The following is a 25,702-nucleotide window of genomic DNA, read 5'->3' as shown; positions in this document are numbered from 1 at the left end:
TTCACTTATTCCTGGAATGGTTCATTCGTAAACGTGTACGATAATGGTGGTGGAATTTGGAGAGAAGGTGTAAATTCTGTAAATTCAGGATTTAATTTCGATGGTAGTCGGACAGATATAACTTTCACCGCATCTGCATCAGCCGCAGTACCCTTCGACATTCCCGGTGGTGCAACTATCCCCACAGTCGGTTCTCTCTTTGCTCTAGCATTGATGAGAAAAGCTAAAAAACGTTTAGCAGCAAAAACCCTCGTTGTTAACCCTGTAGAGACTGTGGTTTCATAGATTGTCAGAATCAGGATGTCCAGGATTAGAGGATGAACAGGATGGTTTATGTAGGGTGTGTTGGATATTAAGAATCTGTTTATTTGTGTTTATTTGATAGATTTCTGTAGTCTGACGCACTTTATAAACTGTCTAATAGCCTTCACGTAGTGTGCCGTAGGCATAGCTTGGCGCAAGCCATATCAGGATTTTGACAAAAGCACAAAAAAGAGTATTTAGGGGTTGACAACAGATTTTAGATTTGTTATCATTAGTTTGATAAGGAAGAACTATTTAGAATTATAAAATCTCCAGATACCCGGTTTCCTTGAGAAATCGGGTATCTATTCTTTCTTTTTGTCAGGAAATTTTTATAAAAAAGACATAACTTTAGATAGAAATAATGCAGAAAATTCTAGTTGGTAGTCGGAGTTACAGCAACTGGGGATCGGGCGATGTTAGTTTTGCTTGTGTAATGTAAAATTGTGGCGTAAAAGCTCCTCAGCAGTTATGGCTCAAATATTAGATCCTCTACCACCAGAGCAATCGGGGAAAATTCTCTGCTGCTACGTCAATGCCACGAGTAAAATGCAGGTGGCTCGCATTTCCAATATTCCTAACTGGTACTTTGAAAGGGTTGTGTTTCCTGGACAAAGACTAGTTTTTGAAGCCCCAAAAGAAGCTCAGATGGAGATTCATACGGGAATGATGGCAAGTGCAATTTTATCAGATACAATTGGGTGCGATCGCCTTGCTCTCAGGGAAACTACTAGTGAAGAGTGTGATACAGACTCATATGAAGAAATAAACTCGATAAATACCTCGGCTATGGTTTCTTCCATAAATACAAAAGTTGAAGATACTACAAAACCTTTACAAATCCTAGGATTAGCATCGGTTGATTGAAAAAAATTTTTCTCAATTTTAGGGTTGCTGAATTCAGCAGCCTTTTTTGTTTAGTAAAGTGATCTAAAATCTGATTACTTTGCAGTTGGAATATGACTTATCCCTCCGTCAACTGGTTCGCTAAAATATTTGTCAATCTGCCTCTACGAACCTTGTTGATCGTACCATTTGTTTTGCAAACAGTGGGGGTAGTCACACTGGTGAGCTATTTTTCCTACCGTAGCGGAGAGGAGGCGGTAGAGAAGCTTGCAGATCAGTTAATGATGGAGGTAAGCGATAGCATTGAGCTACATCTAAATAGTTATTTGGGGAAAGCGCAGGAAATTAACCGCACAAATGTAGATGCTTTCGAGTCGGGAATCTTAGACTTGAATGATTTTAACGCCCTGGGAAACTATTTTTATCGTCAGGTGCGATGTTTCAATTTTGCATACATTAACTTTGGCAGTAAACAGGGAGGATTTATCGGTGCTGGTTATGGGCTGAATAATAAGTTGGAAATTGGAGAAATTCCCATATTTGACCTCAGCAAAATCCGTTCCTACTCAGTAGATAACCAGGGTAATCGACTCTCTTTAGTAGCTACTAAGCAAAACCCGCAAACGAATAATGCTGCTTGGTACTCGGATGCTGTCAAAGCTGGTAAGCCGATTTGGAGTTCCATTTATACCTGGGGAGATTTACCAGATCACATCAGCATTTCCGCCAGCACTCCAGTCTATGACGCGCAGAAAAAACTCTTGGGGGTTCTCGGTATTGATTTGGAACTCTCACAAATCAGTCGATTTCTGAAAAAACTACATTATGGCAAATCAGGTCACATCTTCATCGTAGAGAGATCAGGGCTAATAGTTGCTAGTTCTGAGGATGAATCCCCAGCCCCCATCATCAATGGTAAAGCTACAAGACTGCAAGCCTTAAATAGCCGTGAACCTGTAATCCGCGAAGTAACGCAGGATTTAATGCAACGGTTTGGGAGTTTGAAAGCTATTTCTAAACCTCAAAGCCTCCGCCCTGCTTTAGAGCAAAAACCCTTTGTGAGAGTTACGCCTTACCGCGACGATTACGGCTTAGATTGGCTCGTGGTAACGGTGATTCCTGAATCAGCATTTATGGCAGAGATTCATGCTAATGCCCAAAGAACCTTTCTGTTTTGTGGTTTAGCATTGGTAATTGCTATTGGCACCGGTAGCCTCACTGCATACTGGATAGCTAAACCGATATTGCGATTGAGCCGAGCTAGTCAAGCTATGGCCAAAGGAGAGTGGCAAGAGCCTTTGTCTGAAGATATAGCCATAGCAGAACTGAAGGTTTTAGCAACAGCCTTTAACCAAATGTCTGTGCAAATAAAAACCGCCTTTCAGGAATCGGAAAGCAAATTTTTAACTATTTTTAATACTACTCCTGACCCCGTTTGGATTTCTACATTAGCGGAAGGAAGGTGTTTGAATGTTAATGAAAGTTTTTGTAGTTTTTGGGAAGATACCCAAAAAAACATCATCGGTAAAACCTTCTTAGACTTGGGATTGTGGGAAAATATAGAGGATTTGCAGCACTTCAGACAAACCCTAGTTAATGAAAGAAGTCTCCTAAATTTTAAAGTAGAGATTCGCACTTACTCAAACCAAATCAAGACCGTTTTGATCTCAGCTAGGGTGAAATGGCTGGATGGGCAAGATTGTGTTATTGGCACAATGAGAGATGTCAGCGATCTCTACAATGAGCTTCGTTTACGCAAACAAGCTGAAGAAACCTTATTAGAGAGCGAACGGCGATTTAGGAGCTTGTTTGAAAACTCCCCCATTGCTTATCAGTCCCTCGATGAACAGGGATGTTTTATTGATGTCAATTCACAATTGTGTGAATTATTGGGATACACCAAATCCGAGTTAATTGGTAGGAGTTTTGGCGAGTTGTGGACACTGAAGACACAACCCTATTTCATAGACGCATTTGAACATCTCAAATGCAATAAAAAGGTCAGTGCAGAATTGTATCTAACGAGAAAGGATGGTGGTGAGATAGTCGTTCTCCTCGAAGGTCGCGTTCAGCAAGACCCAAATGGTCAATTTGTGAGAACACATTGCGTTTTATACGACATCACCGAACGCAAGTACATGGAGGACGCATTACAGTATAGCCAAAATTTACTCCAAACATTAGCGTCTAATATCCCTGGCACAATGTACACCCTTGTGCAGCATTCAGATAAATCTTTTACTTTTGAATACGTCAGCTTGGGTTGTCGAGATTTTTTAGAATTAGAACCAGAAGAGATTTTAGCAAATTCTAGTCTTTATTTTCAACAAATTCATCCTGATGACCGGGCTGGATATAATGAAGCTGTTGCCTCTAGTGCCAAAAATTTAGAGCCGTTTTTTTATGAGTGGCGACTAATTACATCTTCGGGCAAACTAAAGTGGGTGCAAGCAAACTCTCGTCCTGAACTACGACAGAATGGTGATATTGTTTGGCATGGTGTTTTGCTCAATATCAGCGAACGCAAAAACACGGAAATAGCTCTGCATAAGAGTGAAGCCATGTTATTAGAAGCCCAGCAGCTTGCCCACATTGGCAACTGGGAGTATGACGTGATTACGGGTAAAATTACTTGGTCTACTGAGCTATTTCAGATTATGGGACGTGACCAGACACTGGGTGAACCTACTTACGAAGAAAATCTGCGACTTTATCATCCAGAAGATGCCAAACGTCTACATCAGGCAGTTGAAAGGGCGCTCTCTACAGGAGAATCCTATCAGTTAGAATTGAGAGTAATTGATACCAATGGCTCTTTTCGCCATACCGAAGCTAGAGGCACGGCTGAACTCAATGCCCAGGGACAAGTCATTCGGCTGTTTGGCACAACTCAGGATATTACTGAGCGCAAACAAGTAGAAGATAAACTGCGGGAGAGCCAGCATTTTATTGAAAAGATTACAGAGCTAACGCCAAATCTACTTTATATTTACGACCACATCGAGCAGCGTAATGTTTACATGAATCTTTCTGTTGCAGAAATATTGGGATATTCTGCTGAAGCTGTTCAGGAAATGGGAGCTAATTTGTTTCCCATTATCTGTCATCCTGATGATCTAAATCGGGTCTATGAGGCGATACAAAAGTGTTATGTTCTGCCAGATAATGAGTTCATTGAAATAGAGTATCGCGTTAGAAATGCTGAAGGTCAATGGCGTTGGCTTTATAGTCGAGATATGGTGTTTTCTCGAACTGCGGATGGTAGGGTAAAACAAACTTTAGGAACATCCCAAGATATTACTGATCGCAAACAAGCAGAGTTAGAACTCAGGAAAAGTCGAGATTTCAAAGAAGCTATTTATAACGAATCTACCGATGCAATTTTTCTGGTTGATGTTCCCCATTCGTTAATTATCGATTGCAATAGCTGTGCTGTGGAGATGTTTGAAGTTGTTAATAAGGAAGAACTAATTGGCACCCAAGGGCAAAATTTACAAAAACAGCGATTTACTGATGATGAAATGGTAATGATTGTTGACGATGTAGCTAAGTTAGGTTTTTGGAGTCGGGAAATAGAATATATCACTAAAAAAGGTAGGAATTTCTGGGGCAATTTAGCAGTAAAACGCATTAATATAGCGGGTCAAAGTTTTGATTTGGTGCGAGTTACGGATATCAGTAAACGCAAGGAAGCAGAATTAGCTTTGCGACAAGCCGAATATAACCTGAGACTGGCAAATCAAGAACTGGAGAAGCAGGTGAATCTTGATGGGTTGACGCAAATAGCTAATCGTCGCTGTTTTGACAATCTTTTAGAACAAGAATGGCAGCGACTATACCGAGAACAGCAACCTCTATCTTTACTGTTATTTGATGTCGATTATTTTAAACGCTATAACGATTCCTACGGACATCAAATGGGGGATGAATGCCTGATGAAAATCGCTCAGTCCGTACAGCAGGTGGTTTTCCGTCCAGCGGATTTGGTAGCTCGCTACGGTGGGGAAGAATTTGTGGTTATCTTACCTAATACTGATATTGAAGGGGCAGAAGCAATTGCCCAACGGATTCATGCTGCAATTAAAGATTTAGCAATTCCTCACCAAGCCTCTGAGGTAAGTGATACAGTCACCATTAGCCTTGGTATCGCCGTCTTGATACCTACTTCTGAATTATCAGCATCCACCCTAATCGAGCAAGCAGATCAGGCACTCTACCTCGCCAAACAACAAGGACGTAATCAGTCCATGATATTCTCTTTCCAGGAGTAAGATTAATAGTTTAGCAACCAGGAGTTTTTTATTTTGTATTTTTTAATTTTTAATTTTTAATTTTGTACTATGCATCTACCTTCTTTTCTTTGGTTGTGGAAAATAGCCGCATGGTCTATGGGTTTGTCTTTGCTGGCATACTTATTTTTAGCAATTACTGGTATTTGGATGTTTAGGGTGAGAACTACCGGAAAATCACCTTTGGGAGTTTTACTACCTTGGAATCGTGGTGAAGTGCAATCGCTCCACTATATCATCGGCATGACTATGGTTAGCTTAGTCCTGTTACTTCTAGCCGTGGGTATTGTTGGCACTTTGGGACACTTTGGTTCCTTAGGACACTCATCACACTTAATTGCTGGATTAATGGTGGTAGCATTAGTCCTAGGATCGGCTTTTAGTGCAACTCAAATAAGTGCTAGAAAACCTTGGGCTAGACCTTTACACATTGGTTTAAATATCGTCTTATTCGCCGGATTCGCTTGGGTATCCATAACTGGCTGGACTGTGGTACAAAAGTATTTACCTTAAACAGGTGACAGGTGACAGGTAACAAGAAAAAGAAGTCAAAGTTAAAATAAAAAGAAGAAGCGCTTTTGACTAGAATCGTGATTTAGCCGTGACAACAACATCAACTTCTGTTTTCCGTTTGTCTCCTTTGATTAGAATCACCTTATTGAGTCTATATCTAGCACTCACAGTCCCTTTACCTTTTTTAGCCCAAGCAACAGATGCACCTACACCACCAGAATTATTGTGGGTAGGAATCATGATCGGTTTTGTGGGACTTTATGCGGTATTAACTGAAAGAGTGATAGTAGATGACCAGGGAATTCAAGTGACTTACCCCATTTGGGTTCCGCGCTTCTTTCGCAAAGGTTGGTCTTTACCTTGGTTAGATATTAAACAGTTAAAACCCCGCACAACTGGTCAAGGAGGTATAGTTTATTATTTCCTCAGCCAAGATGGAAAAGCTTATTTACTACCAATGCGTGTGGCTGGATTTACCCGTTTGGTGAATATTGTCCAAACTAAAACAGGCATTGACACTACAGATGTCCGTCCTCTAGCACAACCTTGGATGTATCTAATTTTATTTTGTTTTACCCTCCTGCTGTTATTAGTAGATGCTTGGACTATTAATACAGCCATTCTTGGTAATTGGTAATTGGTGTTGGCGGTAGCCTGCCGTTAGGCATATGGTGATTGGTGATTGGTGTTGGCGGTAGCCTGCCGTATGATTCCTACGTCGTCACGCAAGCTATAGGCATATGGTGATTGGTAATTAAGTTATTCTTAATTTTCTCCGCGTCTCCGTGTCCCCGCGTCCCCGCGTCAGCCCTCTCCATCTCCGCGTCTCCGTGTCCCAGCGTCCCCGCGTCCCCGCGTCCCCCCTAATTAGAGGAGATGAAATAGCTATGAACTTATATTTATTCCGTCATGGTATTGCTGAAGAACATCAACCAGGGCTAAAAGATGAAGAACGCCAACTCACTAAAGAAGGACGACAAAAAACAAAGAAAGTAGCCCAGCAATTAGTAAAACTAGATTTACATTTTGATTTAATCCTCACCAGTCCCCTAGTCCGCGCTCACCAAACAGCAGAAATACTCATTGAGGCTGGACTCAGTTCTCAGCTAGAAATATCTGACCATCTCACCCCAGAAGGGAACATCAACAATTGGCTAACAGACTGGCTAGAACCCAGGAATTATGATGATAAAACCCAGTTACTGCTAGTGGGACATGAACCTTGTTTGAGCAATTGGGCAGAAATTCTGCTTTGGGGAGAAGCTAAAGGCAGTCTCGTCCTTAAAAAAGCAGGTATGATTGGGATAAAACTACCAGAAACCGGATCTCTTTTGGGTTGTAGTCAAATGTTCTGGTTGACACCACCCAAGTACCTGCCATAACAGTTTTTCGACCTTTCTCATAGAATGGTTTGTAGTTCCGACAACTGTTATGGTGAAAACAATCTCTGGTAAGTTAGCGTGTTCGCGGAGCGTGTGCCTTGCACAATCAGATATTTCACAAAGCAAATGGTGTTGCCATGACGGTGTGCGAATTCAGGCCTGGTTTAGAAGGCATTCCCGCAGCCCAATCGAGTATCAGTTATGTAGATGGGCAAAAGGGAATACTAGAATATCGTGGTATTCGGATTGAAGAATTAGCAGAAAAAAGCACGTTCCTAGAAACTGCTTATCTCTTAATTTGGGGTGAATTGCCAAACAAGGAAGAATTGGAAGCGTTTGAGCATGAAATTCGCTACCACAGACGGATAAAATATCGCATTCGGGACATGATGAAATGCTTTCCCGAAAGCGGACACCCAATGGATGCGCTGCAAGCCTCTGCTGCTGCACTAGGATTATTTTATTCGCGTCGTGACTTACATAATCCGGTCTATATTCGGGATGCAGTAGTGCGCTTAATGGCGACTATTCCCACGATGGTAGCGGCATTTCAGTTGATGCGACAAGGGAATGACCCGATCAAGCCACGGGATGATTTGGACTATTCCGGCAACTTCTTGTATATGCTGAATGAGAAGGAACCAGATCCTTTAGCAGCGAAAATTTTTGACATCTGCTTGATACTTCACGTCGAGCATACAATGAATGCTTCTACCTTTAGTGCTAGGGTGACAGCTTCTACATTGACTGACCCCTATGCCGTAGTTGCTAGTGCAGTGGGAACCCTGGGCGGACCGCTGCATGGTGGCGCTAATGAAGAAGTAATTCAGATGTTGGAAGAAATTGGTTCTGTAGATAATGTCCGCCCTTATGTCGATGATCTTCTACAACGCAAAGCGAAGATTATGGGTTTTGGGCATCGTGTCTACAAAGTAAAAGACCCAAGAGCCACAATTTTACAAAATTTGGCGGAGCAACTGTTCGAGAAGTTTGGCTACGACAAGTATTATGAAATTGCCCAAGAAATGGAACGGGTAGTTGCCGAAAAACTCAGTGGCAAAGGGATTTATCCTAATGTTGACTTTTATTCCGGCTTGGTGTACAGGAAAATGGGAATTCCTACAGACTTGTTTACACCAATTTTTGCGATCGCTCGTGTGGCTGGTTGGTTAGCCCATTGGAAAGAACAACTCGCAGAAAACCGGATTTTCCGTCCTACCCAAGTTTATAATGGTCGCCACGAAATTCCTTATCTTCCCATCGACCAACGTTAACTGAGTAACCAATTAAGGAACCGCACGGTGACACGGGGACGTGATGACGTGGAGAGTTTTTTTGATAGGCAATGAGCCAGACTTGAGATCACACAATTTAGACAGAATCAATAACCGTTGCCCATCTGGAAGCGGCCAATTTGGTTTGTCTGTAGCATTAGGCATTGGTGATTGGTGATTGGTGTTGGCGGTAGCCTGCCGTTAGGCATATGGTGATTGGTGATTGGTAATAACTGGACTTTAGACTATTTTCAAAAATAAACCCGCAAAACCCTTATTCTAAAAGGCTTTCATCATTTATGGGCTTTTGAGGATGATAAAATCTAAAATCCTTGCTGGGTATGGGTTGTAGTCTTAAAAATGGAATTTAGTCTAAACTCCAGTAATAATTATCTTCTAATTATCCCCGCGTCCCCCCATCCCCGCGTCTCCCCATCACCCCATCGCCTCATCTCCGCGTCCCCCCATCTCCATCTCCACCTCCCCAGTTGCGAGTATTAGCCAATTTCAATCCCAACCATAAGTAGAAGTTGTCATCTTGGTTCAGGAGCCTCAAACCATCCAAGGATATACTAAACATGGGAATTGGCAACAAATCTACAATCAGACATCATCTCGAAGGATAAAAGATGAAGGCTGAAGAATAGAGTATGAAGATTGAAAAATCTGATTTCAGACTTTGCTTCGCAAAACTAACGCGAACAGACTTCAGTTGACTTAAAGAGTAGTAAACATGAATGCAGGAATTGACCTCCAAGGAACTTTTATACAATCCGTCAAGGATTTAGGAATACCAGCAGGGGCAGCCAAAGCGATTTGGATGCCATTACCAATGATCCTGATGCTGATTGGTGCAACAGTGGGAGTACTGGTTGCCACCTGGCTAGAGCGAAAAATTTCTGCTGCTGCACAGCAACGGATTGGACCGGAATATCAAGGGCCTTTTGGGTTACTAGTGCCTGTAGCGGATGGTCTGAAGCTAATCTTTAAAGAAGATATAGTCCCAGCCCAAGCAGACCGCTGGCTGTTTACCCTTGGACCAGTGATTGTCGTAATTCCGGTATTTTTGTCGTTTCTGATTGTTCCCTTTGGGGAAAATATCGTCATTACCAACGTGGGAATGGGGGTTTTCTTGTGGATTGCTTTATCCAGTATTCAGCCCATTGGGTTATTGATGGCTGGCTACGCATCTAACAATAAATACGCCCTCTTAGGCGGTTTACGGGCAGCAGCACAGTCAATTAGTTATGAAATTCCCTTAGCGCTGAGTGTACTAGCGATCGCTATGATGTCTAACAGCCTCAGCACTGTTGATATCGTGAATCAGCAATCTAATTTTGGCATTTTGGGCTGGAATATTTGGCGACAACCACTGGGTTTCATCATTTTTTGGATAGCAGCCCTGGCTGAATGCGAACGCCTACCCTTTGACTTACCCGAAGCGGAAGAAGAACTAGTAGCAGGATATCAGACTGAATATTCCGGGATGAAATTCGGTCTATTTTATCTAGGTTCTTACATTAACTTGATACTTTCTTCCCTTCTCGTAGCAATTTTGTATCTAGGCGGTTGGCATTTTCCCATTCCCGTCAGCCTCATAAGTAGTTTGCTGGGAGTTAGTGAAACAGACCCTGTACTCCAAGTAGTGACTGCCTCTTTAGGTATCACTATGACCGTACTCAAAGCCTATTTGCTCGTGTTTCTGGCCATCCTCATCCGCTGGACAGTTCCACGGGTAAGAATTGACCAATTGTTAGATTTAGGCTGGAAGTTCCTGTTACCAGTCGGTTTGGTTAATCTTCTATTAACCGCCGCACTGAAATTAGCTTTTCCCGTCGCCTTTGGCGGCTAAAGCAATTTTAGATTTTAGATTTTAGATTGAATCTGAAATCTAAAATCCAAAATTCAAAATCCAAAATCCAAAATCCAAAATCCAAAATCCAAAAGAGAGGAGACACAAACAATGCTCAAGTTCCTGAAACAAGTTGGTGATTACGCCAAAGAAGCAGTTCAATCTGCTCGTTACATTGGTCAGGGGCTATCTGTTACCTTTGACCATATGCAGCGTCGTCCAATTACCGTACAGTATCCCTACGAAAAATTGATTCCTGGTGAACGGTTTCGGGGTAGGATTCACTACGAATTTGACAAGTGCATCGCCTGCGAAGTGTGCGTTCGTGTTTGTCCCATCAACCTACCTGTAGTTGATTGGGAATTTGACAAAGCCAGCAAGAAGAAAAAGCTCAATCACTACAGCATCGACTTTGGAGTTTGTATCTTCTGCGGTAACTGTGTGGAATACTGCCCAACTAACTGTTTATCGATGACAGAAGAATATGAACTTTCTACTTATGATCGCCACGAATTAAACTATGACAGCGTAGCATTAGGACGACTGCCTTACAAAGTTACAGATGATCCAATGGTGACACCACTGCGCGAACTGGTTTACTTACCCAAAGGCGTTCTCGAACCCCACGGTGTACCCGCAGATGCCCCGCGTGCTGGTTCTCGTCCAGAAGACCTAGTAGAAACAGAAAAATAAATGTGACTAGTCATTTGTCTATTTTCAAAATAAGACTAATGACTGATGACTGATGACCGATGACCAATGACCAATGACTAAGGACAAAAAAAGTGAATCTAGCTGAAGGAGTACAGGTTGTTTCATTTGGCATACTGGGTGTGATGATGCTTGGAGCAGCACTAGGTGTAGTGCTGTTTTCTAACATTGTCTATTCTGCCTTTTTGCTCGGAGGTGTATTTATCAGTATGTCAGGACTGTATCTGTTGCTAAATGGTGATTTTGTAGCAGCAGCACAAATTCTGATTTATGTTGGTGCAATTAACGTGTTGATTTTGTTTGCCATTATGTTGGTGAACAAGCGACAGGATTTTTCACCCTTGCCGAGTGCGGGCTTGCGGAAAATACTCACAGGCGTGGTAAGTATAGGACTATTTGCCTTGTTGAGTACGATGGTATTGGCAACTCCCTGGGCTTATACCACTTCTCCTGTGGCTGGTGAAAGTTCTATAGTTTTGATTGGTGAACATTTCTTCACCGACTTTTTGCTGCCTTTTGAATTGGCTTCTATTTTGTTGCTAATGGCAATGGTAGGGGCAATTATTTTGGCACGTCGGGAATATTTACCAGACGATTCAGCCTCATCTCAACTACAACAATCTATCTTAACCTTGCCAGAACGCCCCAGAGAACTAGTATCAACCAGTAGCAATGCTGGAACTGAGGACTAGGGATTGGGGAGATGGGGAGATGGGGAGATGGAGAGATGGGGAGATGGGGAGATGGGGAGATGGGGAGATGGGGAGACGCTCTTACGCGGAGATGGGGAAAAATAATTATTACCAATCACCAATCACCATATGCCTAACGGCAGGCTACCGCCAACACCAATCACCAATCACCAATCACCATATGCCTAACGGCAGGCTACCGCCAACACCAATCACCAATCACCATATGCCTAACGGCAGGCTACCGCCAACACCAATCACCAATCACCAATCACCAATCATGCAACTTCAGTACTTTTTATTACTAGCAGCGGCTTTGTTTTGCATTGGCATTTATGGTTTAATTACCAGCCGCAACGCGGTGCGGGTGCTAATGTCTATTGAGTTGTTGCTGAATGCTGTTAATCTGAATTTAATGGCATTTTCCAACTTCCTCGATTCAACATTAATTAAGGGTCAGGTTTTCACTGTTTTTGTGATTACCGTGGCAGCTGCTGAAGCGGCGGTTGGTTTAGCGATCGTGCTGGCCATTTATCGCAACCGTGATACCGTCGATATGGAGCAGTTCAATCTCCTGAAGTGGTAACAGTGCGTGCAACTCAAGCAGGTAATCATTGCTTATAAAGCGCGAGATGCCCAGAGTAAACGCTGGGCAGAACTCTGTGCTAAACAACTAGAAGATCGTCAGTGCCAAGTATTGGTAGGACCCAGCGGACCAAAAGATAACCCATATCCAGTGTTCTTAGCTTCTGCAAGTCAACCAATTGATCTAGCTTTGGTACTCGGTGGTGATGGTACTGTTTTAACCAGTGCCAGGCATTTAGCCCCAGCTGGCATCCCTATTCTGGGTGTGAATGTGGGTGGTCATTTGGGGTTTTTAACTGAATCAGTCGATGAATTTCAAGAGCCAGAACAAGTTTGGGATCGGCTGTTTGAAGATCGCTATGCTATTCAGCGACGAATGATGTTACAAGCTGCGGTGTATGAGGGTCATCGAACGAATTTAGAACCGGTGACTGAACATTACCTGGCTTTAAATGAGTTTTGTGTCAAACCTGCTTCTGCTGACCGCATGATTACCTCTATTCTAGAAATGGAAATAGATGGTGAGGTGGTTGATCAATATGTAGGAGATGGGTTAATTGTCTCTACCCCTACTGGTTCCACTGGTTACACCGTTTCTGCTAGTGGACCAATTATGCATGATGGGATGGAGGCAATTACTATTACACCGATTTGTCCGATGAGTCTTTCTAGTCGTCCTCTGATTTTACCCCCTGGTTCGGTGGTGAGTATCTGGCCGTTGGGAGATTACGATTTAAGTACTAAATTGTGGATGGATGGGGTGTTATCTACTTCAATTTGGCCTGGACACCGTGTTGATGTGCGGATGGCTGATTGTCGAGCTAAGTTTATTGTTTTGCGGGAAAACAATTCATATTATCAAACGCTGCGAGAAAAGTTACTTTGGGCAGGTACAAGGGTTCGCTACAGCAATAATCACCGCAATTAATTGCGATGTATTTTCCCAAGAATTTTACAGCAGTTTGTTAGAAACGGCAAAATTATTTATTCTAGCCCTCGAATACATTCGAGGGCTTTTTGAAGAAGACTTTTTTGGATTTTTCTATTTATTGAGAATGTAGAAAATATAAGATAATTTAAATTATAAATTAGACAAATTTGTATCTTATTGCCAGAATTTTTTGGTATTAATCTTCATAATAAAGGAATTGTATTTTTAATATTGCTGCAATGGTTCATGATATGTATTTATCTGGTATCAATCTGAGAAAAGTGGAAAAACTATTTGATTAGTCATTTTTAACAAAGAGTTTAGAGATTTTATACACAATGTCTTTACATTCTAGATGATGCATAGTGAATTTTTGGAAATGACTGTTATCTAAAATTAGTGCAGGTTAGTGCAGGAAAATTTTCTAGGTTCAAAGTGATGTAAATTAAATGTTGAAAATTTTAGTCGAAAAGCTGTTTTATAGATAAATTTTCTGGAAAGCTGCTGACATGAAATTTTTGACATTAATACATTTTGTGTATTAGGTCAATTTGATTAGGATATTCCAAAAATACAAGTAGGAAAACAGATGGAAATGTATTACCATAACATTGATTACCCGCTGCATATTCCTGATTTTCCAGTTTTGCAAAATGAAAAATATATCCTACGACTTGCGGTGACTGAGGAAGAACTAGAATCTATTTTTCGGTTGCGTTTTGAGGTTTTTAATATAGAACTAGGATTGGGATTATCTAGTTCTAATACTGCTCAGATGGATCGAGATAAATTCGATGAGGTTTGCCATCATTTGATTCTTATTGCTAAAAAAACTGGTAAAACGATTGGCACATATAGAATGCAAACCTATACAATGGCTGGTAAAGGCTTAGGTTTTGATGCTGCTGACATATTTAATCTTAGTGGAATTCCCAAGTTTGTGCTGCAATCATCTGTAGAAATTGGACGTGCTTGTATAGCTAAAGAATATCGCAATAGTCATACACTTTTATTGCTTTGGGAAGGACTAGCCAACTATCTTCTTTGGAGTAAAAACCAATATTTTTTTGGCTGTGCATCGTTGTTAACACAATGCCATAACCAAGCAGCTTTTGCTTATAATTATTTTCAGAATCATGACTGGATGCATCCAAATATTTTGGTTCATCCTAATTTAGAATTTTCTATAAAAATGCCTGAACAGTTTGAAGATTCATATAATGTAGAAATTCCTAAGATTTTACAAGCATATTTGAGTATTGGATCAAAAATATGCAGCCTTCCTGCTATTGATAGAGATTTTAAAACTATTGATTTTTTGATTATATGTAATATCGCCGATTTTGCCAGATACTTTTACTCAAATCTTGCACCTTTGGGCGTTCAGCTACAATCTGAGGCTAAGTAGATCGGCATAAATATTTTTCGTTAGGATAGGGGAAAGAGGATTTTTACCTAGTTCATCTTTTTTCACGTATTTTTATTTTTTTGTGCCAATCTACTTAAATGAATAAGCTAATATACCTTTAAGTTGCATAATCCGCAGCGCCATAAGGATGCGTATGGGCGAAAATGTTCTAATACAGTTTAAATGATGATTAGCTTTGAAGATTTAAATTTGATTAGTACTGATATCTATATCTTGCATCAAATCCAACCGATTGTAAATTGCGTCTGTACAGAGTGAGTCCAACGGCGCGGACTACAAAAAATAAAGGTTTGGGTAGCGTCTCAAAGATCAGGAAAGACGGACTTTGCTGGTGTAGTTCCTTTGCTTCACTACTACCTGTTAGTGTGTAATTTCAATCGTTCTTACTTAAATATTACTGTTTTCGGTCGATGATGGGTAATTACAGACTTACTCTTGTTACTTATTCAGCTTTATACTAAGCTAACGTAGATCTATTAGATGTCTAGCTAACACATCTATTTAATAGTTCTTATTTGGTGTTACTAATATCATCCTCTGCTGAAATCATTAATATTATTATGACGCACATCTTACTGGTTGAAGATGAAGTCAAATTGGCTCGGTTTATAGAATTAGAACTAAATTATGAAGGCTATCAAGTCAGCATCGCTTACGATGGATTTACAGCCCTGATGGCAGCACAGAAGTTTCATCCAGATTTAGTTATTTTAGATGGGATGCTACCCGGTGTATCGGGGTTGGAAATTTGTCGTCGTTTGCGAAATACGGACGATAAAGTGCCGATAATTTTATTAACCCCTGAGGATGAAGTGAGCGATAGCGTTCGCGAAGCGTGTGCTTTGCACTCAGCGCGACCTAGTAATTGCATTTCGGGTTTAGATGCCGGTGCTAATGATTATGTACAAAAACCATTCAGTATAGAGGAATTATTAGCTAAAGTCCGCATCCACCTGCGACGTAATCAGGGAGGAGGAACGACAGATATCTTAGAATTTGAGGACTTGGTTTTAAATCGACGCAGACGGGAAGTCTACCGAGGCCAGCGTTTAGTTGAGTTAACTACTCAGGAATTTGATTTACTGGAATATTTACTCATCCATCCGCGACAGGTAATTACGTGCGATCGCATTTTAGAAGAAGTTTGGGCTTATAACTTTATCGGTGATGCCAATATTATAGAAGTTTGCATTCGCTACTTACGTGTGAAACTCGAAGCCAATAACGAACCGCGTATTGTGCAAACCGTGCGTGGTGTCGGTTATATGTTGGACAATTGAATTAGTTAATAGATTCTCAGCAAAAACTCACCTAGTACGCAATTATATATTAATACAGCAATTAATATATATAAAGTTAACTCTCAAAAACAGCAATGACTTATTTAGAAACCGCAGCCCAATTTTACACCGAAGTTGCCCAAATACCAGAAGTAGGACTGTGTTGTGTTCAAAGCACATCGATGCAATTACCAGGACTGAAAATTCCTGTAGCAATGCAAGAAATGAATTATGGTTGTGGGACTACAGTTCACCCCACTGAACTCGTAAATCAACCATCAGTTCTGTATGTTGGCGTTGGTGGTGGTTTAGAAGCATTGCAATTTGCTTATTTTTCCCGTCGTCCTGGTGCTATTATTGCTGTTGAACCAGTGGCAGCAATGCGCGCAGCTGCCACACGTAATTTAGAACTTGCTGCTCAAGAAAATCCTTGGTTTGACACTAGTTTTGTCACAATTATCCCAGGAGATGCCTTTAATTTACCAGTTGCAGATGCTGCTGTTGATGTAGTCGCACAAAATTGTCTTTTTAACATCTTTGAACCCGCAGATTTAACTCGTGCTTTAAAAGAAGCTTATCGGGTATTAAAACCGGGTGGAAGGTTGCAAATGAGTGACCCCATTGCTACTTCTCCAATTCCTGAACATCTACAGCAAGATGAACGGTTACGCGCTATGTGTTTATCAGGCGCACTCACCTATGAAGAGTATACTCAATTAATTATCAAGGCTGGTTTTGGACAAATTGAAATTCGCGCTCGTCGTCCTTATCGGCTGCTAGATACTCAAACTTATAACTTAGAAGCAAATCTTCTTTTAGAAAGTCTTGATTCTGTTTCTTTCAAAGTTGATATTCCTGAAGATGGTGCTTGTATATTTACGGGAAAAACTGCAATTTATGCAGGTGCAGAAACTTTATTTGATGATCAAGCAGGTCATGTTCTTCAGCGTGGTGTTCCCACCGCAGTTTGCGATAAAACAGCTAATAAATTAGGCTCTTTAAAGCCAGCAGAAATCATGATTACTGACTCTACATGGCACTATAACGGTGGTGGTTGCTGTTAATTTAAAATGCAAACCCTAATTCAGGTATAAATCATGGTGCAAACAGCAATTACACCTTTTCCAAATAAACTAAGTTCGCCTTTAATAAAAAAGAGGATCAACGTTTTACAAATTAATCTTGGTAAGCGTTGTAATCTTGCTTGTAGTCATTGCCATGTGGAAGCAAGTCCCATAAGAACAGAAGAAATTTCTCTAGAAATTAGTCAACAATTAATTGCATTAATTTACAAATTCCCAGAAATTAAAATTGTTGATTTGACTGGTGGCGCACCAGAGATGAATTATGGTTTCAAGCCACTTGTAGAAGCCGCAACTTTAGCTGGTAAACAAGTTATCGTCCGTTCAAATTTGACAATTTATTTTGTTGATGGGTTTGGGGATTTACCAGAATATTTTGCTCAAAACAAAGTTAGAATTGTCGCATCTTTACCCTGTTATCTAGCGGACAATGTTGATAAAATGCGGGGTAATGGGGTTTTTGATCATTCAATCAAAGCTTTGCAATGGTTAAATCAACTTGGTTATGGAAAGAATCCAAATTTAATTTTAGATTTGGTGTATAATCCCCAGTTACCAACCAGTGAAAAATTTTCCTTAACTCCCGAACAAACAAATTTAGAAGTGGCTTACAAAACGTTCTTACAAGAACATTTTGATATTGTGTTTAACAACCTTTTCACCATCACTAATCTACCTGTAGGTAGAACAAAATTACATTTAGAGCGAAAAAAGCTTTACTCTAGCTATTTACAATTTTTAGAGTTGCAATTTAACCCTGATACAGTTGAAAATTTAATGTGTCGTGATCAACTTTCAGTTGATTATTTGGGAAATGTTTATGATTGCGACTTTAACCAAATGATGAATTTACCTGCAAAAACAAAAAATGGAGAAATCCTCACAATTAGCAAATTGTTAGCAGCTGGTAGTTTGGATTTGATAGGTGAAGTACAAACTGCTGATTATTGCTATGGTTGTACTGCGGGTTGTGGTTCTAGCTGTGGTGGCGCTTTAGTTTAAAGTTTGGTAAATAAAAATGTTTTTTGTCATCAAACAACTATTATGTAACGAAATTTGTGGTGATTGAGTTATCAATGAGAATATGACTTATGATCATATAAGTTAAGTCTCCTCACACCACATTTATGAGCCGTGGATTGGTTTATATCTCCACGGTTTTTACTTTTTAAGTAAAGTTTCTAGTTGTGTTTTAGCGTCAATAATCATATGACTTACGCCAGAAGTGGCTGAAAACCCTATTCTTGCGTAGCTGTAATTCATATAGCCATAGGATATAGGAATCATAAATGATATTTGATAGCTTGCGTGGCGTAGCCATAAAATTTTAAGTAGTGTAGGGTGGGCATTGCCCACGATATCCTGGTTCTGTAAGGCATAGCCCTACCTACGTAAAATTTTAAAAATCAAATATTAGTTCTATATTACCGCTACTTTCTGTTTTGTGTAAATCCTGTGATTTGACGTAAATTCATCCTGAAAAAATCCTGTTACCAAAATTGATACGATCGCACTGTCACTGAATAGGTAGTCTATGATGATAGTTAGTTAAACTCCTCACACCACATTGAAAGCCGTGAAGCCATATGGTTTCGCGGTTTTTTCTTTTTGCAGTATTTTCGTAATGCAAATACGCAGGGTTATTATGTTGCTTGTACCTGCATGGTGCGAAACAAAACCTAAATTACGCTAAAGTTGCAAATAACCGTGTATCTGGGAGAAAATAATCATGCAAGCAGTCTTAATGACAGCAGCGGGGAACCCCGAAGTTCTCCAACTGCAAGAAGTCCCCAAACCCACACCAGGAAATACAGAACTTTTAGTCCGCTTAGTAGCAGCTGGTATTAATCCCTTAGATACCAAATTGCGGAAACGAGGTACATTTTACCCCGAACAAATGCCAGCTATATTAGGATGTGACGGTGCGGGTATCGTCGAAGCTATCGGTGCTAGTGTCCAAAAATTTCAACCTGGAGATGAAGTATATTTTTGCTATGGCGGTTTAGGCGCACATCCAGGTAATTACGCAGAATATACCACTGTTGATGAAAGATTTGTTGCCTCTAAACCAAAATCAATTTCCTTTGCGGAAGCAGCAGCAGCGCCCTTAGTCTTAATCACCGCTTGGGAAGCATTATACGAAAGGGGAAAACTCGAACCAGGAGACAAAGTTTTAATTCACGCCGGTGCTGGTGGTGTTGGTCATGTCGCCATTCAATTAGCTAAACTAAAAGGTGCAGATGTCGCTACTACCATTAGTTCTCAAGAAAAAGCAAATTTCGTAACTCAACTTGGTGCTGACAAAACCATCTTTTACAAAGAAACTGATTTTGTTCAAGCTACCTTAGATTGGACAAACGGCGAAGGTGTAGACTTAGCTTTTGATACTGTCGGTGGTGAAATTTTTGATAAAACTTTTCCCGCAGTGCGGACTTATGGCGATATCGTCACCATTCTCGAACCCGACGCTAATACAGTTTGGAAAGTTGCAAGAAACAAAAATCTTCGCATTGGCTTAGAATTAATGTTAACACCAATGCTGTTAGGAAATATCGAAGCACTTCAACATCATGGCGAAATTCTCCAACAATGCGCTACTTGGATAGATGAAAATAAGTTAAAAATCCAAGTTAGCAATACATTTTCTCTCAAAGCGGCTGCAAATGCTCACCAGTTACTGGAAAATGGCTCTATTACAGGTAAAATTGTTTTACTAATTAACGATAACTAGAAAATTGCATAATTTGTTTTTTAAACGCAGAGGTACGCAAAGGTTAAACGCAAAGTTTCGCAAAGTTTCTCTGTGTTACTCTGCGCTTTCCTTTGTGTTACTCTGCGTTTTACTCTTTCTCCCTCTCCCAGCTTTTGCAGCACAACCAGAACGTATACCTTTAACTCTGGAATTGTTACAAGAACGAGTTAAAAGTCCTATTTTACGAGAAGGTAATTTAACAGTTGATTTACGGCAAATGGTGATTGATTTGCGTCCAGAGAATACTACTTTCCGCGCCGGATTTTACCAAATTTTACGAAAAGAATTACAAAAAACTGGTGCAAAACCTTTGGGTTTAGATTTGAGTTATTCTTTAGTTCAAGGGGATTTTATTGGTACAGATTTGGGTTTAAGGACTCCTCTTTATGTTCAAGCCATAGCGCCAATTTTTACTACTACTGAACAAGAACAATTAGAACGCTTGCGTTTGGTATGTTTGCAGTCTTTAGCAATCGCTTTTCCTGACTCTAAAGATTGTAAATCACTTTTAGATCATCAGTCAAATACTTCCAGTGAAATTACTGTTTTTCGTGGGGCTTTAACTTTTGTGGAAACTCGATTTAATGGAGAGGTGCAATTTTATAAAACTTTTTTTCTTCAGTCTATAAATACTCAAGGTGCAAACTTTCTTAAAGAGACTAACTGGAATGAAACCAGATTTAGCCGTCCGATTAGCTTCAATTCTGCCATTTTTCATCAAGTCAGTAATTTTCAGGGAAGCATTTTTTTTGATAAAGCTAGTTTTAAACAAGTTAATTTTAAAGAAGTTACTAATTTTCAAGGTAGTATTTTTGCTAAAAAGGCTAGTTTTAATAAATCCAATTTTCAGCAATTAGCTAAATTTAATAGTAGTTCTTGGCAAGGAATAGCTGATTTTTCTGATGTAATTTTTGCCAATCAAGTACAATTTACAAAATCCAATTTTTCTCAATTTCTTTCATTGCGAGAAGCCAATTTTAAACAAGCTGTAATTTTTCGAGAAACAGAATTTAATCAATCTGTAGATTTGCAAGGTGCAAGTATTCTTAACCAAGCTGATTTTAGTGATACTAGATTTGCACCAGCAGCATTTTTAAATGTACCCGGCTTGACTTTTAATTCTAATCAAGCAAAAATATTGGGTAATGCTGGGGAAATTGGGAAAAAGTTTTGTGTACCTACATTACAAGGTAATCAAAATGTTTTACGAAATTTGGGACAAAATTTTCGTCAGCAGCAGCAAATTCCTGATGCAAATCAGCTAGAATATACAAAACAACGCCTAAAATTAATAGAATTAAGCCAACGTTTAGTAGCCACAAATATTAATAATGCTTCCGTTGTCAGTTTAATTAATCTTGGTTTTTCTCCCACCCAAGCAGAAGCCATCAAAGAACGTCGCTTAATAAAAAAGATTCTTAATAGTAGGGAATTGCTGACTTTAGCAGATATTGATTTAGAAACTTATGATAAATTAAGCGATCGCTTGGTTGCAAGTGAACCTATATCCCTCGGAGGATGGTTAATTCAAGCTGTGAACTGGTTGTTGTTGAGTGTACTGCTGTTATTGAGTGGCTATGGAACGAATCTTTGGTTAGTATTTGGCGTGGGAGGATTAGCTATATCCTACTTTGGGTTACTATTTTGGTTAATAGACCGTTACCGTCGTCTGCTTCCTGTCCCCATCATTCCCACATATTACGAAACTATTTCCATATTGACTAGCTTTAGCTGTTTAGCATCTTTAAGCTTATTAGGAATATTTCACAATACTGAACGGCCTTGGCTGACTTTAGGTTGTCTATTAATTATTATAGTCCCCGTTCCTGTCATCTTATTATGGCGACTTTATCAACAAGGACGTTATCACGATTTAATGAATATTTCCTACTTCACAGAAGATGGAACTTTACGACAATTAAGATTATTAATTGGACGTTTACCAGTCATTCCGAGAAATCCTACATTCCGCGAAAGATATATGCCTTTATTATGGAATCAGCGATGGAATTGGCTAAACTACTACGACTTTAGTCTGAATAATTTAGTGCGATTAGGATTTAACGACATTCGTTTAAGAGATGAACATTTACCCGGAATTATCGCTACACTTGCTTGGTATCAATGGAGTTTAGGTTTACTTTACATCACCCTAGTTTTGTGGACTCTCTCCCGCACAATTCCCGGATTAAATTTGCTGATTTATTTAAAGTAATTTTTTCATTATGGCGTTTCCTGATCATATGAGTTACATCATAGCCCCCTCCACGAAACAGCGAGGAGGGGGTTGGGGGTGGGGTTCTTGTACTATTAACAACTAAACCTTTGCTTCCAAAGATTTAAGTAATTCAGTATTAACACCTGATTCACGAGGTAAAGAAATTTTACCAGTGCGGGCAATTTCCCTGAGACCAAATTTTTGCAGTACTTGCACAATCGCCACCATTTTACCAGGATCTCCCACAACTTCCAAAGTCAGAGAATCTTCCGCCACATCTACAACCCTAGCCCGGAAAATTTGAGATATTTCAATTACTTCTGAGCGATTGCTGCTAGTAGCATTCACTTTCAAAAGCATCAATTCCCTTTCTACACAAGGAGTTTCGGTAATATCCTGGACTTTAAGGACATTAACTAACTTGTATAATTGTTTGGTGAGTTGCTCAATCACGCGATCGTCACCAGGTACAACCATTGTAATTCGAGAAACACCTCCCTGTTCAGCCGGACCAACAGCAAGGCTTTCAATATTAAAACCACGACGAGCAAATAAACTGGAAATACGGGACAGAACCCCCGCTTCATCTTCTACAAGAACAGAAAGAGTATGTTTCATTTTTGCCAACAGAGGCTAGGGGAGCTTAAGATCAACGCAGACCTGAACTCATGGCTGCGCTAGACTTACTACCACACTGAATTTTCGGTCTAATCTTTTATTCTAATACACTTATGGCATCTTGTCTGATAGCGTAGCTTGGCGCAAGCCATATCAGGATGAACAGTATGAACAGGATGAAGATGAAAATTCTATAAACCCTAAGCGTAGGGTGGGTGTAGTCCTGCGGGACAGGCTTCGCTAAAGCGACAGCGTAACCCACCAAAATCATCAACCACTAATTAGGTAAACCAGAAATTAGCACCAAACAGATGGTATCGGTTGCTGTTCCAGCGGTAATTATCAGGGTGTCTGCACGAAAAACAGAACCTAACCTCCTTCCCTTTTTGATAAATAACTTATATCACATATGTGACATAAATAATAAAAATCGGACACAAATCATACCCTTAGTAGGAATATGTGTTAGTGAATATCCTTTCAGCGGTAGATGTTACTTTTTCTTCAAGAGTTTATACTTGAAATCTATAAACCTTGAAGTAGGGGAACAATTGTTATGAGTTGGTTAAAAAGACTTTTTGGCATGGAAAAATCGGAAAATGCACAAGTAAATCCGACTCCTCAACCAGTACCACAAGGTGCAGCTACTGCTACCCAAAGCATTCCTCCAGAGCGTCTAGGATTAAATGGAGAATATGACCAAAGCGGTTTAGCCAAACGAGTAGCATTGGCGTTTGACGAAGATCCTCAACTTGATGACGTTGATACTCTCTGGGTTGCTCAAACGAGCAGCACTGTGGTACTAAAAGGTAAAGTTCCTAGTCAGGATATTCTCAAAAAGATGATTTCTGTAGCTGGTTCTGTAAATGGTGCTACGGATGTAAACACCGATCAAGTTACGGTTGGCTAGTGTATTCGTAATTCGTAATTCGTAATTCGTAATTCGTAATTACGAAAATTTCCATCTCACCTGTCACCTATTTTTCTCAATCCAATTCAAAATCACCTCGTTAACCTGTTCTGGTGCTTCATCATGGGGACAGTGACCAACATCTTCTAAATGCAGCAATTCTAATTTATCGTTATATCGAGCAAATTCACTAGCCAAAATTGGGGGAACAAATCGATCTTTTTTTCCCCAAATCAATAACATAGGAATTGTTAAGTTGGGTAATACTTTCTTGACACTGGGACTAAAGTTCACACCAATAGAAGCTTTGAAAAGAGCGATAAAAGCAAGGGTAGAACCTCTATCTTGAGGAGGTCCAGCTAAAATTTCTATAAGTTCGTCGGTAATAGCTTCTGGGTTAGCATAAGCAAGACTAGCCCAGCGTCGCAGTACACCTGGCCGTCGTACTAGATTAAAAATAGGTTTCAGAATCACACCAGAAGCAATAATACTTTTTATTCCTCTGACTACTGGGTGCAAAAAAGCGGGAAGGAGTTCTTGTTCCAACGTTGGATCTGGCAAACTCATCATGACTATACCCTGCACCATATCAGGATGGGCAGCAGCAGCAACCATAGAAATCAGTGAACCAGTAGAATTGCCTACCAATATTACTGGTTGACGGATAAATGCTTTCCAAAAATCGTAAACCTGTTCTACCCAAAGTTGGACGCTGTAGTTAGCTGGGGCTTTTTCCGAAGCGCCAAAACCCAGCATATCTAAAGCGTAAACTGTATGATGTTCGCCCAAAACCTCTAAATTATGTCGCCAATGACCAATGGAAGCACCGAACCCATGTAGCAAAATTAAAGGTGTTTGATTGTGATGATTTTGACAAGGACGGATATACGTGTAGCGGATTTGCCAACCCCGCCAAACCCAGTCTCTTTGATTACCAACCCGCTGCTGCCAAGATAACGCAGTGGTCACAGATTCCTCCAAATCATGAGCTTGGAAACATTTCTTTTCTCAATTTTAGCAGGGGTGGTTGTGCAGAAAGTGTTACTCCACCATATGTAATATTATATGTTACATTGAATTTGATAATGCGTTTATATATTTAACCTATGATTGAGAATCATCTGTTGATTGGTGAAAATGTCAAGCTATTGCTCAAAAATGTAATAATACTTAATATTAGCCGAGTTTATGTAATTTAGATTAACTATTGTAGGGAAATTATATCAAAGTGAGTAGAATGACAAATATAACAGACAATCCAACTATTGTATGGATTCGCTATCCTAGAGAATATAGACTCATTTTTCAGTTGTGAGTCATTTGTGTATTTTGCCTGTCTGGGCATAACAACCAAAACTAAGTAAACCAAGACCAATCCTTAACTAAAAAGCTCCCAAAAATCATAATGCCTGTGATTGAGAAAAAAAGAACTCGCGATCTGCCCCAAATTAACGAACGGATTCGCTTCCCGAAAATTCGGGTCATTGACACTGATGGCGCACAGCTGGGAATTATCACTCCACAGGAAGCGCTACAACTAGCTGAAGACAAAGAATTAGATCTGGTGCTACTCAGTGACAAAGCTGATCCGCCGGTATGTCGAATTATGGACTACGGCAAATATAAATTTGAGCAGGAGAAAAAGGCGCGGGAAGCCCGGAAGAAGCAGCACACGGCTGATGTGAAGGAAGTGAAGATGCGCTACAAAATAGAAGAACATGACTATAACGTGCGCGTCAAGCAAGCAGAACGCTTCCTCAAAGATGGTGATAAAGTCAAAGCCACTGTGATGTTCCGGGGTCGAGAAATCCAACACAGTGATTTAGCAGAGGATTTGCTTAAGCGGATGGCAACTGATTTAGAGCCATTTGGTGAAGTACAGCAAGCGCCAAAGAAAGAAGGGCGAAATATGATGATGCTGATTTCTCCCAAAAAATAATCCTCTCACCAAAATAGTGTTGAGCGCTGGGTATATCAGGTAATAATAGACTCTGTGTGAAAATCAGGGCTTTTGTTTTCAGACCCCAAGCGCTCA

The 25,702-nt window shown here is 40.2% G+C and carries 22 protein-coding genes; 20 read left to right on the top strand and 2 right to left on the bottom strand.

Going from position 1 to position 25,702, the window contains the following annotated elements; translation table 11 throughout:
* The first annotated feature begins 33 nt into the window (after positions 1–33).
* The 18 genes from H6G59_RS07250 to H6G59_RS07165 all read left to right on the top strand — a co-directional run bounded on the left by H6G59_RS07250 (position 34) and on the right by H6G59_RS07165 (position 22,136).
* A complete protein-coding gene (locus tag H6G59_RS07250) occupies positions 34–285 on the top strand; it encodes a hypothetical protein (RefSeq protein ID WP_190712882.1) in 252 nt (83 codons plus the stop codon).
* A gap of 489 nt (positions 286–774) precedes the next feature.
* A complete protein-coding gene (locus tag H6G59_RS07245; protein ID WP_190712881.1) occupies positions 775–1,170 on the top strand; it encodes a DUF1830 domain-containing protein in 396 nt (131 codons plus the stop codon).
* Between the two features lie 92 nt (positions 1,171–1,262).
* Positions 1,263–5,420, top strand: a complete 4,158-nt coding sequence (locus H6G59_RS07240; protein WP_190712879.1) for a PAS domain S-box protein — start codon at positions 1,263–1,265, stop codon at positions 5,418–5,420.
* A 69-nt stretch (positions 5,421–5,489) separates the two neighbouring features.
* Positions 5,490–5,951, top strand: coding sequence for a DUF4079 domain-containing protein (locus H6G59_RS07235; protein ID WP_190712877.1), 462 nt, complete (start codon positions 5,490–5,492; stop codon positions 5,949–5,951).
* Between the two features lie 88 nt (positions 5,952–6,039).
* A complete protein-coding gene (locus H6G59_RS07230) occupies positions 6,040–6,588 on the top strand; it encodes a hypothetical protein (RefSeq protein WP_190712875.1) in 549 nt (182 codons plus the stop codon).
* Positions 6,589–6,838: 250 nt separating this feature from the next.
* Positions 6,839–7,333: a phosphohistidine phosphatase SixA gene (gene sixA, locus H6G59_RS07225; protein ID WP_190712873.1), complete on the top strand. Its 495-nt coding sequence runs from the start codon at positions 6,839–6,841 to the stop codon at positions 7,331–7,333.
* A gap of 137 nt (positions 7,334–7,470) precedes the next feature.
* Positions 7,471–8,607, top strand: coding sequence for a citrate synthase (locus H6G59_RS07220; RefSeq protein WP_190713243.1), 1,137 nt, complete (start codon positions 7,471–7,473; stop codon positions 8,605–8,607).
* 733 nt (positions 8,608–9,340) lie between these two features.
* The gene (nuoH, locus tag H6G59_RS07215; RefSeq protein ID WP_190712871.1) at positions 9,341–10,459 is read left to right on the top strand and encodes an NADH-quinone oxidoreductase subunit NuoH; all 1,119 of its coding nucleotides are present in this window, start codon (positions 9,341–9,343) and stop codon (positions 10,457–10,459) included.
* Positions 10,460–10,570: 111 nt separating this feature from the next.
* Positions 10,571–11,152 carry an NAD(P)H-quinone oxidoreductase subunit I gene (gene ndhI, locus H6G59_RS07210; RefSeq protein ID WP_127053544.1) on the top strand — a complete coding sequence of 194 codons (582 nt, stop codon included), beginning with the start codon at positions 10,571–10,573 and terminating at the stop codon, positions 11,150–11,152.
* A 92-nt stretch (positions 11,153–11,244) separates the two neighbouring features.
* Positions 11,245–11,862, top strand: a complete 618-nt coding sequence (locus H6G59_RS07205; RefSeq protein WP_190712869.1) for an NADH-quinone oxidoreductase subunit J — start codon at positions 11,245–11,247, stop codon at positions 11,860–11,862.
* A 280-nt stretch (positions 11,863–12,142) separates the two neighbouring features.
* A complete protein-coding gene (gene nuoK, locus H6G59_RS07200) occupies positions 12,143–12,448 on the top strand; it encodes an NADH-quinone oxidoreductase subunit NuoK (RefSeq protein WP_006199065.1) in 306 nt (101 codons plus the stop codon).
* A gap of 6 nt (positions 12,449–12,454) precedes the next feature.
* Entirely contained in the window at positions 12,455–13,375 is a 921-nt protein-coding gene (locus tag H6G59_RS07195; protein ID WP_190712867.1) for an NAD(+) kinase, read from the top strand.
* Positions 13,376–13,967: 592 nt separating this feature from the next.
* Complete coding sequence (locus tag H6G59_RS07190; RefSeq protein ID WP_190712866.1) at positions 13,968–14,786, top strand: GNAT family N-acetyltransferase; 819 nt, start codon at positions 13,968–13,970, stop codon at positions 14,784–14,786.
* 581 nt (positions 14,787–15,367) lie between these two features.
* The gene (locus tag H6G59_RS07185; protein ID WP_190712864.1) at positions 15,368–16,087 is read left to right on the top strand and encodes a response regulator transcription factor; all 720 of its coding nucleotides are present in this window, start codon (positions 15,368–15,370) and stop codon (positions 16,085–16,087) included.
* 95 nt (positions 16,088–16,182) lie between these two features.
* Entirely contained in the window at positions 16,183–17,151 is a 969-nt protein-coding gene (gene arsM / locus H6G59_RS07180; RefSeq protein WP_190712862.1) for an arsenosugar biosynthesis arsenite methyltransferase ArsM, read from the top strand.
* A gap of 33 nt (positions 17,152–17,184) precedes the next feature.
* Entirely contained in the window at positions 17,185–18,171 is a 987-nt protein-coding gene (gene arsS / locus H6G59_RS07175) for an arsenosugar biosynthesis radical SAM (seleno)protein ArsS (protein ID WP_190712860.1), read from the top strand.
* 727 nt (positions 18,172–18,898) lie between these two features.
* Complete coding sequence (locus H6G59_RS07170) at positions 18,899–19,900, top strand: zinc-dependent alcohol dehydrogenase family protein (RefSeq protein WP_190712858.1); 1,002 nt, start codon at positions 18,899–18,901, stop codon at positions 19,898–19,900.
* A 94-nt stretch (positions 19,901–19,994) separates the two neighbouring features.
* Positions 19,995–22,136, top strand: a complete 2,142-nt coding sequence (locus H6G59_RS07165; protein WP_422602009.1) for a pentapeptide repeat-containing protein — start codon at positions 19,995–19,997, stop codon at positions 22,134–22,136.
* A gap of 102 nt (positions 22,137–22,238) precedes the next feature.
* On the opposite strand, the gene ilvN is transcribed toward H6G59_RS07165, so the two are convergent.
* Complete coding sequence (gene ilvN, locus H6G59_RS07160) at positions 22,239–22,757, bottom strand: acetolactate synthase small subunit (protein ID WP_071188498.1); 519 nt, start codon at positions 22,755–22,757, stop codon at positions 22,239–22,241.
* A 556-nt stretch (positions 22,758–23,313) separates the two neighbouring features.
* On the opposite strand from ilvN, the gene H6G59_RS07155 reads away from it, so the two are divergent.
* Positions 23,314–23,667: a BON domain-containing protein gene (locus H6G59_RS07155; protein WP_190712854.1), complete on the top strand. Its 354-nt coding sequence runs from the start codon at positions 23,314–23,316 to the stop codon at positions 23,665–23,667.
* 63 nt (positions 23,668–23,730) lie between these two features.
* Here H6G59_RS07155 and H6G59_RS07150 read toward each other — a convergent pair whose 3' ends face one another.
* Positions 23,731–24,636: an alpha/beta fold hydrolase gene (locus H6G59_RS07150; protein WP_190712852.1), complete on the bottom strand. Its 906-nt coding sequence runs from the start codon at positions 24,634–24,636 to the stop codon at positions 23,731–23,733.
* 436 nt (positions 24,637–25,072) lie between these two features.
* Here H6G59_RS07150 and infC point away from each other — a divergent pair, with 436 nt between their 5' ends.
* Positions 25,073–25,606 (top strand): translation initiation factor IF-3, encoded by a 534-nt coding sequence (gene infC / locus H6G59_RS07145; RefSeq protein ID WP_127053554.1) that lies wholly within the window; start codon positions 25,073–25,075, stop codon positions 25,604–25,606.
* Positions 25,607–25,702 lie beyond the last annotated feature (96 nt).

It is taken from the genome of Anabaena lutea FACHB-196, from assembly GCF_014698305.1.
Lineage (GTDB): Bacteria > Cyanobacteriota > Cyanobacteriia > Cyanobacteriales > Nostocaceae > Anabaena > Anabaena lutea.
Note: the sequence above shows the minus strand (reverse complement) of the source record. Positions and strands in the feature narration are given on the sequence as shown.